Raw genomic sequence first — 15,986 nt, 5'->3', positions numbered from 1 at the left:
ACTTTGTCCTTTGTTTGAATTTTTCACACCAACCATATTCATTATTTATGACAATCTCGAAAGCTACACTCACAACCGCGCGTGATTCAGGAGTTTTAGTTAATAAACTTGCTTCCAAGATTTCCTGTATTTCTTATCAAAGTATGCGTCGGTCTAGCAGAGTATTGAGAGAATTTGTGCTTTATTATTTTCCCATTTATAACCTCTCAATGAATGATTTTTTTCGGTTTTATCCAGTTTTAGGTTTTATTGAAGCTCTGGTTTATCAAACAGATGATGAAGTTGAAAAAATTCAAAGTGAAGGCTATGAAAATCTCCAATATTCTCCTTGGCACTCCAAACAAGAAATGATCTTGGCTGTTTTAGAAGAGCATAATCTCAAGCATTGCAAAGTTGAAGCATATATGCAAAAATTGGGAGAATATTTTGAATTAGAAACTCATTTATTAGCTAGCTCTCATGTTACTCATGGAATGATTAAAAAGGCGGCGGAATTACGTTCTTCTGACTATCGAGTTTTACATTGTACTTTGCTCAAAATGTTAGGTTTAAATTACCTAGAAGATGAGTTAAATGAAGAATTAAGACTGATGTGGCCTTTAGAAGTTTTAAATGACATTGAAGATGATCTGATGTTTTACTCAGATGATGTAGCAGCTAAACATTATAATACCTACAGAATGTTTGTGAAAGTTTATGGAGAAAAAGCGCCTTATTTCTTAAAGAAAGAGTTAGACTTTTATGAAAGTCTATTTCATAAACAGTTAGGGCGATTTTCTGGCATGAAGCGAGATTCTTTCCTCAAACCTTGGAATGCTTATCGTCTCGACCATCCAGTACCAGTAATCCCTGAACCGATTATTGAAGACTAATATTAAGTATTGCTAATGACTAATAGGAAATTGCTAATTGTGAATATTATCTACACTGTTAGTTATTAGCAGCTTCTCGATCGAGCGAAACTAAATGCATAAAAGGAGTCGAATTATGTATCAAAATAGCAATTCACAAGTCCTCACAACCTATAGTAAATTAGTCGTTGACCTATTTTGCGCTGTTGATTCTTCTGGTTGGGAAAGTCTAGCGGAGATTTTTCATAGTAATATCGTCTATGAACGTCCAGGTTACAGTCCTTTTGTTGGGATTGAGCGCCTACTCAAGTTTTATCAAATGGAAAGAATAATTGCATCAGGGAAACACCACATTGAGCATATTACAATTGATGGCAGTTATGGAGCTTGTTGGGGTAGATTTATTGGTATTACCAAGGACAGTTGCCAAATAGATGAGCTTTTTGCTGATGTATACTCTTTTGAAAAAGGTAAGATTAAAACTCGAAAAACACACTTTTTTAGACCAGCAGTTTAGTAAAAGCGTAAAGGTAGAATGGCGGAACAACAGCGTGGTGTAACAATATGGTTAACTGGTTTGAGTGGTGCTGGCAAAACCACCATCTGCCAATTCTTGGAGACTGAACTGCGATCGCAAGGATATAAAATTGAAGTACTAGACGGCGATGTAGTTCGCCAAAACTTAAGTAAGGGGTTAACTTTCAGCAAGGAGGATCGTAACGAAAATATTCGGCGAATTAGTTTTGTAGCTCACCTGTTAACTAGAAATAATGTGATTGTATTGGTTTCGGTGATCTCGCCATATCGAGCGATTCGTGAAGAAATCAAAGACCGGATTGGAGATTTTATTGAAGTATACGTTAATGCACCATTAGAAGTTTGTGAACAGCGAGATGTCAAAGGTTTATATAAAAAAGCTAGGGCTGGTGAAATCAAAAATTTCACTGGAATTGATGATTTATATGAAATACCTCTTGAACCTGATGTTGAATGCAAAACTAATCAAGAAAGTATTTCCCAAAGCGCAAATAAAATTTTGACTAAATTAGAAGAATTAGGGTATATCAATTCCCTATTGTTGCCACAATTCCATAACAATTACTCCCGAATATGATGATTGAGTAGGAAAAAATGAAATGACTTTAGTGAAAGAAAAGGAACTATGTAAACTTTTTTTTGAAGTTGGACAACAACAATATTCCCTTGTTGCTAAGGGGACTATTTTTGCAAAGAAGAATGAGGTAGCATGGACTAGTTTTATCACCCATTTATTATCAGTAAAAGGCAATACTACTGTTGAAGATATTTATAAATATTTAGTACATGGAGTTGCTGAATATAACAAACAAAATCAGTCAGAAGTTAATATTAAAACTATTTATAACTACTTTGCCGCTAAAATTATTCGTTCAATCTTTGTTGAACCATCGGAACTAGAGAAAAACTGGTATTTTATTTGTGGCGCGGCAGAAATTCCCAAGCCTGGAGATTTTATTACTGTTCAGGTTTTTCAAGAACCGTTAGTGGCTGTACGCCAAGCAGACGGAAGAATTCGCGTTTTCCTTAATGTCTGCACTCATCGGCAAGCACCGGTCTTTGAAGGTCACGGTTGTGTAAATGTAGATAAATCGGCTCTTTGTCCTTATCATGGATGGGCTTATGGTATAGATGGTCATTGCAAGAATGCACCAGGGGCAAATAGAGGAGAGTTTGGTGCTGATTTTGATTTGATAAATTACAGTTTGCAGGAGTTTGAGGTCAAAATTGATGAAAATCAGGGGATTTTTGCCAAGTTTTCAGAAAATAGTCATCTCAAGCAAGAATCACAACCTGAAAGCCATCAAAATATCGGAGTAGAAATTATAAATCTGCTTAATTCTGTCAGTCCAGGCTATGCAGATGGAGAAACCGCTACACTTCCAGAACAAATCCGCCTCTGGTTGAGAGTTGGTTATTTAGAAGAGAATATAAAACAGCTAATTGCAGAGATTACCTCAGAAGGAAGAAGCGATCGCCACCAATTAATATTACACTCGTTGATTGCAGAACTCAAACACCTTATCCTGACTGTTGATAGTGATGGGTCAACCCCAGAACTGGATGAAGTGCTGCAACGAGTTTACAGCAATGACGATCAACAGCAAATCATTGGAAAGTCTATTGAGTATTCCAAAATTGATGCTGATGACATAGAATATCCCGAATCATCTGAAAGAAGGCAAGCATTGCCAATCTGGATTTATGGCGATGCAGCATTGTTTGCGCTGGAAGTTGAGCATTTAATTAAACCAACTTGGCAATTTGTTTGCCATATCAACGAAGTTCCGCAACCGGGTAACTTCACTTGGCTGGATATTATCGGTGAACGAGCCTACGTCATCCGCACTGCAAGCGGTGAATTGTTCGCTGGCAAACTTCAGGATGTCACACAACGGGGAAGCTATCCAAAATTTGGTTTACCTAATTACGGTTTAGAACCCATCGATATTGACATTTTTTATGGATTTATTTTCATTCGCTTTAGTTGGGAAGGCTCAAGATTAGCCGATAGTTGGTATTCACCTGGGTTATTAGAACCCTACCAACTGGAAAATATGCAACCGATTGGTGGAGTCGGTCGCTATGACATTAATGTTGAGGTGGATTACAAACTGTTGTGGGAAAACTTCTTAGAAGATTATCACTTTCCCATGATGCACAAAGGTTTAACCCGTCGGTTTGGTGTGTCGAGTGATTGTGAAGGTATCAACGGCATGATTATTCCCATGCGCGATCCGGCTTCACCCAGCTTAACCCCAATCGAGCGACAATATTATGATTGTGCTAAAGCGATCGCTCGACATTCTTGGGAGCGTGAACAGGAATTACAAGATTTTGCTGCTGAAAACGATTCTTTGCCCGAAACGCTGTGTTTCTCAGCTTTCTGCTCGATGTCAGCGCAAGAAGAAATCCCAATGCCTTTTTCTTTGAGCGTATTTCCCGAACACGTCCAAACTTTTTCCTTAGTTCCCGCCGGGCCAAGAGAGTGCCGTTTTCACGTTCGCAGTTATGGTCATGTTCTTGACCCAAACGATCCTCACACTAAAGCCATTGAAGAGGCGCGGCTAGCGAACATCCAACTACTTGTGGAATCGTTACATGAGGACATTCGCGTTAACTACATCTGTCAAGACAGCGTTTCCTCGCGGCTGTTCGATAAAACAGGAGTATTTAGTATTGCCGAATTTGATGTTGCTAAGTTTCAGGAGGCTATTTACACCAAACTACCAATAACCCGTCGTCAACGAAAACCATTATGACTACCACTATCCCATCAGTCAATGCTGTAACTGAAATTGAGACTCGCAAAGCCGACCACCTACGTGTCTGCTTAGAAGAAGATGTCCAGTTTCAGCAGGTAACTAGTGGATTTGAGCGTTATCGGTTTATTCATGATTGTCTTCCTGAAATCAACCGCAGCGACATCAATCTGCAAACTACCTTTCTGGGTAAAAATCTCGGCGCTCCCCTACTAATTTCTTCCATGACAGGGGGAACCGAATTGGCGCAGCTAGTCAATACTCGTTTAGCAACTGTTGCTCAACGCTACCGATTAGCAATGGGAGTTGGTTCGCAACGAATTGTGATTGAACAGCCTCATTTAGCTCCTACCTTTGCCGTGCGCTCTTTTGCTCCTGACATTCTATTGTTAGCGAACTTAGGGGCTGTGCAACTAAATTACGGATGTGGACTTGATGATTGCTTGCGCCTTGTAGATTCTCTGGAAGCAGATGCACTAATTTTGCATCTTAACCCCCTGCAAGAATGTGTGCAATCAAAAGGAGATACAAATTTTCGGGGGCTGTTGGATAAAATTGCCCAACTTTGTCAGCAACTACCTGTTCCGGTTGTTGTTAAAGAAGTGGGAAATGGAATTTCTGCGGCGATCGCACAAAAGTTAGTTGATGCGGGAGTAACAGCCATTGATGTCGCTGGCGCAGGTGGAACTTCCTGGGCAAAAGTGGAAAGCCAACGCGCCAAAGACAACAAGCAGCGCCGTTTGGGACAAACTTTTGCTGATTGGGGTTTACCAACCGCCGAGTGCATCAATTCCATCCGGGGGAACGCGCCGACAATTCCCTTGATTGCTTCTGGCGGGTTACTTAACGGATTGGATATAGCCAAAGCGATCGCTTTAGGAGCCGATTTAGCAGGTTTAGCCCGACCTTTTTTAGAAGCAGCCGTCAAATCGGAAGCCGCCGTTGATCAGTTGGTCGAAGTTCTGATTGCTGAACTCGAAACAGCTTTATTTTGTACTGGCAATGCCACCTTAGCAGAACTCAGAAGTTCTGGGGCATTACAACGGATCTGAATGGGGAATAAATAACAAATAACAAATGACAAATGACAAATGACAAATAACAAATAACAAATGACAAATGACAAATGACAAATGACAAATGACAAACCCACAATTACAGAAAACGCCCTTCACATTCGGGGCATAATTGCGATCGCGATCGTCAGTCTAATATGGGCGACAACCTTCCCACTGACCAAAGATGCAGTCACTAGCTTTTCACCAGCTGTACTCACCGCCAGCCGTTTTACAGTTGCAGCCGCAATATTTACCCCATACTTACGCTCTTTAAACATTCAAATATTACGCGATGGCATAGTTTTAGGACTTCTACTTTTCGCCTGTTTTGCCTTCCAAGCGATCGGGCTGGAAACTGCCAATGCCAACCGGGGAGGATTCATTTTCAGCCTAAATGTGATCATTGTACCCCTGCTGGGGGCGTTATTCGGTCAGCCCTTGCTGCTGAAAACTGTACTCGCCGCCGGAGTTGCCCTCACAGGCATCGGCATTATGTGTTGGGAAAATGGCTCTTTAGGCATGGGTGACTTGTTTTTGTTTGCTGAAACCTTCATTTACGGGGTTTATATGCTGGTACTTCAAGAAACGGCACAACGCCACTCAACCCTATCCTTGACTGCTATCCAACTGTGGATTGTAGCAGTGTTAAGTACCATCTGGGCAGTGCCGGATCTGAACGTTAGACAATTTGAGGCTCTGAGCAATAACTATGGCATTGTCCTCTACCTGGCTTTGCTGGGGACTGCTGGTACTACCTGGTTAGAAACAATAGGCCAGCAATGGATTTCAGCTTCCGAGGCAGCGCTATTGTGTACCCTCGATCCGGTACTCACGTCCGTTTTTTCCTTTTGGCTACTCGGTGAGAAGTTTGGAGTACGCGGTTTGATTGGTACGGCTTTGGTACTAACTGCATTGATTTTGAGTCAGAGTAAGTCTCAATATATAGATCGAAAATTAATATTTGGTACAGAAAATGTTTAAAAATTAGTAACTTTAACTTGATTTTTTCTACTATACGACCTTGATTAAAACTATGCTAAAGTTTTCAATTGAATTTCGACCTCCTATTCCTCCTACAAAAAGTTTGATTATCGGTACATTGGGGCCTAGCGGTACTAGTAGTGACTATGCTTCTAGCTATATAATTAAACAATTAGAGTCAGAAGAATTAACTGGAGAAATTCAGTTATTTGATGGTTTTCCAGAGGTCAAAGAAGCTTTATTGCAAGACAAGATTGATCTAGCTCTAGTTCCTCATGCTTACCAAATGATTAATGAGTTTTATATGGAGCCAAGTTTTGATTTAGGCTTCATTTTTATCTATCCGACTCCAGTTTATGGATTAGCTAAGAAGAAAAATACAGAGGTAGTTTTTAAAGGAGCTAGACTTGTTACTCATCCTGCGCCTTTACCTTTGTTGTCAAGACTTTTACCAGACTCCCAAGACCAATCAGAAATTCAGGTTGATTTGTCTCCTTCTACTAGCGATGCAGCAATTCAAGTACAACAGGGTTTAGCTACTCTAGCTATTACTAATAAAAATGCTGTTGACGCTTATGATTTGGAGTTTATTTCCACTTATGGAAAAATCCCTATGAGTTGGTCAATTTTTTACAAAAAATTAGCAGAAAGTCATGTCTAAATTTTTCCCAACTCCCAAAATTACAAAACTTGATTCAGATGTAGAATTAATAGCTTATGAATGTCAAGACACACTTGTTCAACTAGTGTATCTTCCTCCCGGAGCTAATTTTCCCCTACACGAACATTTAGAAAGTCAGATGGGGATGATAATTTCTGGTCGTTTAGAAATGAACGTCAACGGAACCAAAGAAATTATCGAACCGCTACAACAAGCTTATATTGCCAATGCTTATGTTCCTCACGGTTCTGTAAATATTTTTCCAGAAACAGCAATAGTATTCGATGTCAAACGGATCGTAACTTCTTTAGCATCAGAAAAAACTGACGAAGTGTTTCTCAAGGTATCGCCTAAAAAAGATGAAATTACTGGTTTACCATGTCAATCTATTGTTGCTTCTTGGTTTGAGATTGTAATTACTGAAATTCCCCCAGGAGGAGTTATCCCAATGCAACAATCTACTAGCGAACAAATGGGAATAATCCTGAATGGACAGTTGATGATGTCTGTGGAAGACGAACAGCAGCGACTAGAATATGGTAGTATTTATTATGCTCCAGTTGATATGTTTTGTGGAGGATATAATTCTTCTAATGAAACAGTATCTTTGATTAAAATTTTGATTCAACCTAGTTCTCGTTTATCTTACAAAGAAGCTTCTTTGAATGAAAAAGCTGCGCGATCGCTAACTGCAACCTAGAGGACTATCGATTATGGATTTAGGACTATCAGGGAAAGTAGCTTTAGTGACAGGAGCTAGTGCTGGCATTGGTTATGCGATATCCCAAAAACTAGCAGCAGAAGGTTGTAATTTAATAATTTGTGGAAGAAATGCCGAACGATTAGAACAAGCTGGTCAAAATCTGGCGCATTTCCCAGTAAAAATTATCAGTTTATCAGCTGATGTTCAAAAAGCAACCGACTCGGAAAAGTTAGTGCAGGAAGCTCTTAATCAATTTGGTAAAATTGACATTTTAGTAAACAATTCTGAGGGAGCTAAATTTTCCGACGTTGCAGTAGAAAACCTATCTGATGAAGATTGGACAACTGCTTTTGAAGGTAAAACAATGGGCTATATCCGCATGACAAGCCTGGTTTTACCTAATATGAAAAATCAGAAATGGGGACGAATCATCAATATTATTGGCACGTCAGGAAAAGAACCTTCCCCTCGTTTAATCAAATCAGGAGTGGCGAATGCAGCATTAATCAACTTTACCAAATCTGTAGCTACGCAAGCTGCTAAATGGAATGTGTTAGTTAACTCTGTGAATCCTGGTATTATTGACACACCAAGACATAGAGAATATTTAGAAGTATTTGCCCAAAAAGAAAACCGAAATATTGAGGGAATTATAGAAGGAATAGATAACACAATTCCTATAGGTCGTCGTGGTCTTTCTAGTGAAGTTGCTAATTTAGTTGCTTTTCTCAGTTCAGAATGCGCCAGTTATATTACCGGTGTAACTATTCCAGTAGATGGCGGGTTATCTACAGCAGCTTTTTAAGTAATTTAATTGCATTTCTTTTTCTGCGCTCTCTGCGCCTCTGCGGTTAATTAAAAATATATATTTTATAAAAAATATCACAATGGTAGCTATACAAAATCAAAATAAAACAAAAGATATTGAAGCCATCTATCCCCTTTCGCCAATGCAGCAGGGGATGCTATTTCATACTCTCTATCAGCCAGAATCAAGAATATACTTTGAGCAGTTTCGCTTCACTATTAACGGCAATTTAAACAAGAGTGCGTTTGAGCAAGCTTGGCAACAAGTGGTACAGAGACACGCAGCTTTACGAACTCTTTTTGTTTGGAAGAACCGCAAACAGCCAGTCCAAGTAGTGCGTAAACAGGTTAATTTAACTTGGATTAACAAAGACTTACGTTTACTATCAACTGAGGAACAGCAAACACAAATTACTTCTTTCTTAAACATAGATAAAGAGCAAAGTTTTGAACTTGATAAAGCTCCCTTGATGCGGTTTCTTTTATTTCGGTTAGCAGACGAGACTTATCATTTTGTCTGGAGCTTTCATCATATATTGCTCGATGGTTGGAGTTGGCCGATTCTCTTCAAAGAAATCTTTGCTTTTTACGAGTCCATTACCAATAATCAATCATTATATTTAGCCCCAACTCGTTCTTACCGAGATTATATTAATTGGTTACAGCAGCAAGACTTGTCTAGTGCTGAGGAATTTTGGCGGCGAACTCTTGAGGGTTTTACTACTCCTACCCCTTTGGTTGTGGAACAAGCTGTAGGGCAGATTGCTCACCAGCAAACTAGTTATATTCGACAGCAACATTTATCAGCCGAGGCAACTACTACTTTAAAATCTTTTGCCCAACAACATCATCTCACCCTTTCTACGTTGATACAGGCAGCTTGGGGATTGTTACTTAGTCGCTACAGTGGTGAGTCTGATGTGGTGTTTGGGGCTACAGTGTCGGGTCGTCCTCATAATTTATCTGGCGTAGAGTCGATGGTGGGGTTATTTATTAATACCCTACCTGTACGGGTAAAAATCCCTAAAACAGGTGATTTATTGCCTTGGTTAGTGCAATTGCAACAAGAACATATAGAACGGGAGCAGTATTCCTACACCTCACTGGTAGATATTCAAGGCGTGAGTGAGATTCCGAGGAATCAACCTTTGTTTGAAAGCATTGTTGTCTTTGAGAACTATCCTGTCAATTTAACCTTGCAAGCACTTCCAGGGAATTTAAAAATAGCCGATCGCCAAGCCCTCGGAGAAACGAATTATCCCTTAACGGTGGTGGCAATTCCCAGCGATGAACTGGTAATCAAAATCAACTACGATCGCGATCGCTTTAACGCAGATACAATTGACCGCATGATTGGTCATTTACTCACCCTGTTGCAGGGAATTGTTGAGTTACGCGATCGCAGTATAGGCGAATTACCGCTACTCACTCCAGCAGAGCAAGATTTACTGTTAGTACAGTGGAACGCTACCCAAGCAGCCCAACCCATCAATTATTGCATCCATCAATTATTTGAACAGCACGTTGAAAAAACACCCGAATCTGTGGCGGTGGTGTATGACAATCAACAACTGACCTACCGACAGTTAAATCAACGCGCCAATCAACTAGCACATCATCTGCAACGTTTAGGTGTCAAACCAGATGCACCTGTGGGAATTTGTCTGGAACGTTCTCTAGAGGCGGCAGTTGCTATATTAGCAACTCTGAAAGCTGGCGGTGCTTGCGTTCCCCTTGACCCTACCTATCCCCCAGAGCGTTTAGCATTTATGCTGGCGGATACTGGTGCAAGCGTTGTCTTAACTCAAGCTAGTTTAAAGCCATTACTGGAAAAGGATTTTCACCACCATCTAATTTTGTTAGATGAGGGATGGGATGAGATTACCAAAGAATCTGATATCAATCTTCAGACAGATACAGAAGCGCATAATTTAGCGTATGTAATTTATACTTCTGGGTCTACAGGAACTCCTAAAGGTACTCTTGTTCCCCATCGATCGCTAACCAATTTAATAGAACACCATCAAGCGAAGATGACAACAGGTGTGGGTGTGCTTCAGTTTGCGTCCCTTAGTTTTGATGTCAGCTATCACGAAATGTTTGCGGCATGGGGTTTGGGTGGCACACTGTATATGATTGGCGAAAGCGATCGCAAGGATTTAGATAAATTAATTCAGTTACTTGCATTTGAACCAATCGCCAAAGTGTTCCTTCCCGTCACCTTATGGCAACAATTAGCAGAAATATACGGAGAGGAAGAACATTTATTTAAGAACATTAGAGAAGCGATCGCCTGTGGCGAACAACTCCAGATTACTCAACCAATGATTAAGCTGTTTCAGCGTCTGGAGAATTGTAGACTCTATAATTTATACGGGCCCACAGAAGCAGATTTAGTTACAGCTTATACTTTTAGCCCAGAGCCAGATAAATGGCCTATTTATCCACCAATTGGTAAGCCTGCGGTCAACGTGCAAGTTTATCTATTAGACCGCAATCTCCAACCCGTGCCGATTGGCGTTCCTGGGGAACTCTACGTTAGCGGTGATGGTTTGGCTCGTGGCTACCTTAACCGCCCAGATTTGACAAACCAAAAATTTGTCCCAAATCCGTTTGAGAAGGCAGGAGGCAGGAGGCTATACAAAACTGGCGACTTAGCTAAATATTTACCAGATGGCAACATCGAATTTTTAGGAAGGATAGACGATTTAGTAAAAGTCCGGGGTTTTCGGGTTGAACTTGGCGAAGTTGAAGCGGTTTTGAGCAAACATCCCCAAATCAACCAAGCAGTGGCCAAGGTGTTTGGGCAAAGTGCTAGGGAAAAATATTTAGTCGCTTACTTTGTACCAATTCAAGGACAGACTCTCACTCTCGAACAGTTGCGTACTTTTCTCCAAGATCAGTTGCCAGACTACATGATTCCATCAGCTTTTGTGCAGATGGAGTCCTTCCCCTTGACCCCCAACGGTAAAGTTAACCGTCGCGCTTTGAGCGAACCGACGACCAGCAGACCAGAATTAGCTCAAACTTTTGTTGCACCCCGGACTCCCACCGAAGAAATTTTGGCAGGTATCTGGAGGGATGTTTTGGGGTTAGAACAAGTTGGAATTTACGACAACTTCTTTAATTTGGGAGGACATTCATTACTTGCTACTCAGGTTATCTCTCTGACACGTAAAGCATTTAAGGTAGAATTATCTCTGCGAAGTTTATTTGAATCTCCAGCGATCGCATCATTAGCTAGAAAAGTTGAAACAGCTAATCAGCAAGAGATTACACCATTAGAAGCCAGGCGATCGCCAAATGCAACACAGCCAATCTCCTTAACTCAGCTAGAGTTTTGGTTTTTCGAGCAATTCTATCCTGGTAATCCTGTATACAACTTGCCCCTGATTTATCGCGTCACAGGTTCGCTGGATGTGAAAGCGTTAGAGGAGAGTTTAAGGGAAATTGTGCGACGACACGAAACCTTGCGAACTACCTTTAAGGTGGAAAACGGACAAGTTGTTTATGTAATTTCCCCCGAACCTGTATTTGATTTTGTTGTCATAGACGTACAAAGCATATCGGAAGCAAAACGACAAGCCGAGAAAGAGATTAAGCAGCCTTTCGATTTGGCGCGGGGGCCGTTATTGCGGAGTAAGCTTTGGCGTTTGAGTGAAACCGAGCATTTACTTGTTGTCACTACACACCATATTGTTGCTGATGGTTGGTCTTTTAGCGTGTTAACCCAAGAAATGGCAACCCTTTACGAAGCTTTTTCTCAAGGTAAACCCTCTCCCCTGAACGAGTTACCCATTCAATATGCAGACTTTGCACATTGGCAAAGACAATTATTGCAGGGGCAAACCTTAGAATCACAAATGCAATTCTGGAAACAACATTTAGGTGTTCATCCTCCAGTCTTAAAACTACCAACCGATTATCCACGTCCAGCCGTGCGAACCTTCACAGGTGCGCGTCAACCTTTGGTGATTTCTTCAGACTTAACCAAAGCACTCAAAATCTTGAGTCAGCAGGAAGGCGTAACTTTATTTATGACCTTGTTAGCAGCACTCAAAATATTACTTTTCTGCTACACAGGACAACCAGACATCATTGTGAGTAGTACAGTTGCCAATCGTACCCGTCCCGAAACAGAAGGACTGATTGGTTTCTTTGTCCATTTACTGCCATTCTGCACCAACTTAGAAGGCAATCCCAGCTTCCGCGAACTATTGCGACGAGTGCGAGAAGTGTCTTTAGGAGTGTATGCACATCAAGAAATGCCCTTCATCAAACTAGTAGAACAAGTGCAACCTATGAGAGACTCTAGTCACACACTACTAGCGCAGGTGATGTTTGTTTTCCAAAACACTCCAGAAGATGATTTAAAACTAGCAAATTTGACTTTAAAGGAGGAATTTATTGCCACAGATACCAAAGATACAGCCGAATTTGATTTAAATCTCACACTCCAAGAAACAACAGAGGGAATTGAAGGCGCTTTAGTCTACAGAACGGATTTGTTTACACCTGCTACTATCGCCAGAATGGTAACAGTCTTTCAAAACTTACTTGAATACATAGTTACTAATCCTGACCAACGTCTTAGAGAACTTCCCTTTTTAAATGAAGGTGAAAATTTACCAATTCAAAATAATAAATTACCAATAGTTAACCACAATTCTGCAATTGAATTTACTGAACCCAGTAACTCTATTGAAGAAACCATATTAGCTATTTGGCAAGAAGTTTTAGGGTTAGAACATATTAGTACACAAGATAATTTCTTTGACCTTGGAGGACATTCTTCACTAGTTCTACAACTTACATACAAATTACAAAAAGCTTGGCAAATAGAATTACCCTTAGTCTCCTTATTTGAGAAAACCACCATAGTTAAGCAAGCAGAAACTATCCGCAATTTACAAAGAAAGGCAGAAATAGAGAATTAGTCTCTTATCAATAACAAATGACAAATGACAACCCTTATTAATTGACTAAAAAACCGTGAAACCCTCCCTTTTTGACCTAACAGGAAAAGTCGCCATTATCACCGGATCTGCAAGAGGTATCGGTAAATCCATAGCTCAAGGATTAGCAGCTGTAGGCACAAAGGTTGTAGTTGCTGATATTAAAGCAACCGAAGCAGAAAACACCGCACAAATAATTCAAGCGGCTGGAGGCGAAGCGATCGCTATTCCCACCGATGTCAGAAATCGCCAAGATTGTTTACGCCTGATTGAGCAAACTGTGGCGCACTATCACAGACTTGACATCATAGTGTGTAATGCCGGCATTGACATCATCAAACCGGCGGCTGATTTAGAAGAATTAGAGTGGGATAACATCATCAACGTCAATTTGAAAGGATACTTCCATTGCGCTCAACTGGCGGCTCGACAAATGATTGAACAAGGGACAGGCGGCTCAATTATTATGAACTCCTCCATCGGTGGTGTAGTGGGAATCAGTGGTTCAGCGGCTTATACAGCATCCAAAGGAGGGGTAAATTTATTAGTGCGATCGCTAGCACTGGAATGGGCAAATCACCAGATTCGAGTTAATGCTTTTGCGCCTGGTTATATCGACAACATTATGGAAGGTACTGAAACATTTCGGCGATCGCCACAGGAAGATCAGCAACATCTAAGTGCTGTGATTCCTATGCAGCGACGCGGAAAACCAGAGGAACTCATCGGCCCAGTGATATTTCTCGCGTCTGAAGCAGCTTCTTATGTGACGGGGGAAATTTTGATGGTGGATGGGGGATACAGCGCAATGTAGGGTAGGTACAAGAAGTTTCTGAGAGTACAGCTATGCGAAGATCGATCGCACTTACTACTATCCACCGTCGGCGTTGGCATAGCCCGCCGCATGCTACGCCAGTTCTACTAGGATTTATCCTGGCGTTTGTCCTAGTTAGTTGCGTCCAAACTAAATTGATCAACAAAGCAGTAGCTGGATCTCAAATCATTCTTAGTAGTTCTGCCGAACCCAACACCTTTAACCCTCAGTTAATGGAACAGGGAGTAGGAATTTTGACTTTCCTCTATGAAGGATTGATTCGTGAAAATGGTCGAGGAGAAATTAAACCAGCATTAGCGCGATCGTGGGAAACTTCTGAAGACCAAAAGCGCATTATTTTTACATTGAGGAAAGGACTGAAATGGTCAGATGGTAAACCGCTAACTGCTGATGATGTGGTGTTTACTTATAAAGATATTTATACGAATCCTTCTATTCCTTCTTATGCCAAAGATTTTTTGCAAATAGGTAAAAATCGCAGTTTTCCTACAGTGAAAAAATTGGATAATTGGCGCGTTGAATTTACCCTTCCAGAACCTTTTGCTCCCTTTCTTCGCACAACAAAACTAGAAATTTTACCTGCTCACATTCTGCGCTCCAGCATCACCACAAAAGACTCCGCAGGTAGACCGCTATTTCTCTCAATCTGGGGAACAGATACTCCACCCAATCAAATTGTGAGCAACGGTGCATACAAATTAGAATCATACGTTCCAAGTGAGCGGATAACTTTTCGCAAAAATCCCTATTACTGGCGTAAAGATACTCAAAGTCATACTCAACCCTATATCGATCGCATTGTTCTAAATACGGTTAGCAACAATGATACAGCATTAATTCAATTTCGTTCTGGAGGACTTGATTTTATTGACGTAAATCCTAATTATTTTTCATTATTGAAACGAGAAGAAAAAAAAGGAAACTTTACAATTTATAACGGTGGTTCTCAAACAGTAACCACGGCGATGATGTTTAATTTGAATACAGGACTAAGAAATGGTCATCCTTTAATTAATCCGATTAAATCCCACTGGTTCAATACAGTAGAATTCCGCCAAGCCATTGCACATAGCATCAATCGCCCGCGTATGGTAAACAACTTATTTGCGGGAGTAGGAGCGCTGCAAAATTCGCCCATAGCCATGCAAAGTCCTTACTATCTTTCTCAACAAGCTGGTTTACCAGTCTACAACTATAATCCTCAAAAGGCAAAAGCATTACTTCTCAAAGCAGGTTTTCAATATAACAATCAAAGTGAGTTATTCGATGTAGATGGGAATCGAGTCAGGTTTACGCTCACAGCTAATGTTGGCAATAAGGTGTTGCAAAACATGGCTCCTTTAATTCAAGACGATTTGAGCCAGATAGGAATTCAGGTAGATTTGAATTTGATTGGAGTGGGATTGGTTGTAGACAAATTAGCAAATCGTCTGGATTGGGATTGTCAAATTATTGATGGTTTCCCAATGACGGTAGAACCCAACGAAGCAATAAATATTTGGTCTACTAAAGGGAACTGGCATTTTTTTAACCGCCAGCCCCAAGCCGGACAAATACCGATTAGTGGTCAGCAGGTAGCAGATTGGGAACAAAAGATTGATGATCTCTACATTCAAGGTGCAGCCGCAAATGAAGTACAACGAAAACAAATTTATGCAGAAACTCAAAGATTGAGTCAGGAATATTTGCCGTTTATTTATCTAGTAAATTCCTTCTCAATGGTGTCTGTGCGAAATCGCATTCAGGGCGTAAAGCACTCTGCTTTACAAGGAACATTTTGGAATATTTATGAACTGAAAACCAATCATATCAATAATTAACAAAATATTAGATCCC

At 40.6% G+C, this 15,986-nt stretch carries 12 protein-coding genes; all 12 read left to right on the top strand.

Annotated features, from left to right (window positions below; genetic code table 11):
• The first annotated feature begins 47 nt into the window (after positions 1-47).
• Positions 48-872, top strand: a complete 825-nt coding sequence (locus ACFG4S_RS13615) for a hypothetical protein (protein WP_392535305.1) — start codon at positions 48-50, stop codon at positions 870-872.
• 115 nt (positions 873-987) lie between these two features.
• Positions 988-1,368 carry a nuclear transport factor 2 family protein gene (locus ACFG4S_RS13610; RefSeq protein WP_392535304.1) on the top strand — a complete coding sequence of 127 codons (381 nt, stop codon included), beginning with the start codon at positions 988-990 and terminating at the stop codon, positions 1,366-1,368.
• A gap of 18 nt (positions 1,369-1,386) precedes the next feature.
• A complete protein-coding gene (gene cysC, locus ACFG4S_RS13605; RefSeq protein ID WP_392535303.1) occupies positions 1,387-1,965 on the top strand; it encodes an adenylyl-sulfate kinase in 579 nt (192 codons plus the stop codon).
• Between the two features lie 22 nt (positions 1,966-1,987).
• Positions 1,988-4,150 carry a Rieske 2Fe-2S domain-containing protein gene (locus ACFG4S_RS13600; RefSeq protein ID WP_392535302.1) on the top strand — a complete coding sequence of 721 codons (2,163 nt, stop codon included), beginning with the start codon at positions 1,988-1,990 and terminating at the stop codon, positions 4,148-4,150.
• Positions 4,147-5,202, top strand: a complete 1,056-nt coding sequence (gene fni / locus ACFG4S_RS13595; RefSeq protein WP_392535301.1) for a type 2 isopentenyl-diphosphate Delta-isomerase — start codon at positions 4,147-4,149, stop codon at positions 5,200-5,202. The genes ACFG4S_RS13600 and fni overlap by 4 nt, the downstream gene beginning before the upstream one ends.
• Positions 5,203-5,283: 81 nt before the next feature.
• Positions 5,284-6,189 (top strand): DMT family transporter, encoded by a 906-nt coding sequence (locus ACFG4S_RS13590; protein WP_392535300.1) that lies wholly within the window; start codon positions 5,284-5,286, stop codon positions 6,187-6,189.
• A gap of 52 nt (positions 6,190-6,241) precedes the next feature.
• Positions 6,242-6,850 carry a LysR family transcriptional regulator gene (locus ACFG4S_RS13585; RefSeq protein ID WP_392535299.1) on the top strand — a complete coding sequence of 203 codons (609 nt, stop codon included), beginning with the start codon at positions 6,242-6,244 and terminating at the stop codon, positions 6,848-6,850.
• Positions 6,843-7,550, top strand: a complete 708-nt coding sequence (locus tag ACFG4S_RS13580) for a cupin domain-containing protein (RefSeq protein ID WP_392535298.1) — start codon at positions 6,843-6,845, stop codon at positions 7,548-7,550. The genes ACFG4S_RS13585 and ACFG4S_RS13580 overlap by 8 nt, the downstream gene beginning before the upstream one ends.
• 13 nt (positions 7,551-7,563) lie before the next feature.
• Entirely contained in the window at positions 7,564-8,358 is a 795-nt protein-coding gene (locus ACFG4S_RS13575; protein ID WP_392535297.1) for an SDR family oxidoreductase, read from the top strand.
• A gap of 82 nt (positions 8,359-8,440) precedes the next feature.
• Entirely contained in the window at positions 8,441-13,297 is a 4,857-nt protein-coding gene (locus ACFG4S_RS13570; protein WP_392535296.1) for an amino acid adenylation domain-containing protein, read from the top strand.
• A 55-nt stretch (positions 13,298-13,352) separates the two neighbouring features.
• Positions 13,353-14,129 carry an SDR family NAD(P)-dependent oxidoreductase gene (locus ACFG4S_RS13565; RefSeq protein ID WP_392535295.1) on the top strand — a complete coding sequence of 259 codons (777 nt, stop codon included), beginning with the start codon at positions 13,353-13,355 and terminating at the stop codon, positions 14,127-14,129.
• Positions 14,130-14,161: 32 nt separating this feature from the next.
• The gene (locus ACFG4S_RS13560; protein WP_392535294.1) at positions 14,162-15,970 is read left to right on the top strand and encodes an ABC transporter substrate-binding protein; all 1,809 of its coding nucleotides are present in this window, start codon (positions 14,162-14,164) and stop codon (positions 15,968-15,970) included.
• Positions 15,971-15,986 lie beyond the last annotated feature (16 nt).

The sequence above is a fragment of the Nostoc sp. C117 genome (assembly GCF_043099735.1).
Lineage (GTDB): Bacteria > Cyanobacteriota > Cyanobacteriia > Cyanobacteriales > Nostocaceae > Nostoc.
Note: the sequence above shows the minus strand (reverse complement) of the source record. Positions and strands in the feature narration are given on the sequence as shown.

Excerpts from the sequence above, each read along its gene's own strand:
- ACFG4S_RS13570 (WP_392535296.1), top strand. The coding sequence starts at position 8,441 with ATGGTAGCTATACAAAATCAAAATAAAACAAAAGATATTGAAGCCATC.
- ACFG4S_RS13585 (WP_392535299.1), top strand. The coding sequence starts at position 6,242 with ATGCTAAAGTTTTCAATTGAATTTCGACCTCCTATTCCTCCTACAAAA.
- cysC (WP_392535303.1), top strand. The coding sequence starts at position 1,387 with ATGGCGGAACAACAGCGTGGTGTAACAATATGGTTAACTGGTTTGAGT.
- ACFG4S_RS13615 (WP_392535305.1), top strand. The coding sequence starts at position 48 with ATGACAATCTCGAAAGCTACACTCACAACCGCGCGTGATTCAGGAGTT.
- ACFG4S_RS13580 (WP_392535298.1), top strand. The coding sequence starts at position 6,843 with ATGTCTAAATTTTTCCCAACTCCCAAAATTACAAAACTTGATTCAGAT.
- ACFG4S_RS13560 (WP_392535294.1), top strand. The coding sequence starts at position 14,162 with ATGCGAAGATCGATCGCACTTACTACTATCCACCGTCGGCGTTGGCAT.
- ACFG4S_RS13590 (WP_392535300.1), top strand. The coding sequence starts at position 5,284 with ATGACAAATGACAAACCCACAATTACAGAAAACGCCCTTCACATTCGG.
- ACFG4S_RS13610 (WP_392535304.1), top strand. The coding sequence starts at position 988 with ATGTATCAAAATAGCAATTCACAAGTCCTCACAACCTATAGTAAATTA.
- ACFG4S_RS13600 (WP_392535302.1), top strand. The coding sequence starts at position 1,988 with ATGACTTTAGTGAAAGAAAAGGAACTATGTAAACTTTTTTTTGAAGTT.
- fni (WP_392535301.1), top strand. The coding sequence starts at position 4,147 with ATGACTACCACTATCCCATCAGTCAATGCTGTAACTGAAATTGAGACT.
- ACFG4S_RS13575 (WP_392535297.1), top strand. The coding sequence starts at position 7,564 with ATGGATTTAGGACTATCAGGGAAAGTAGCTTTAGTGACAGGAGCTAGT.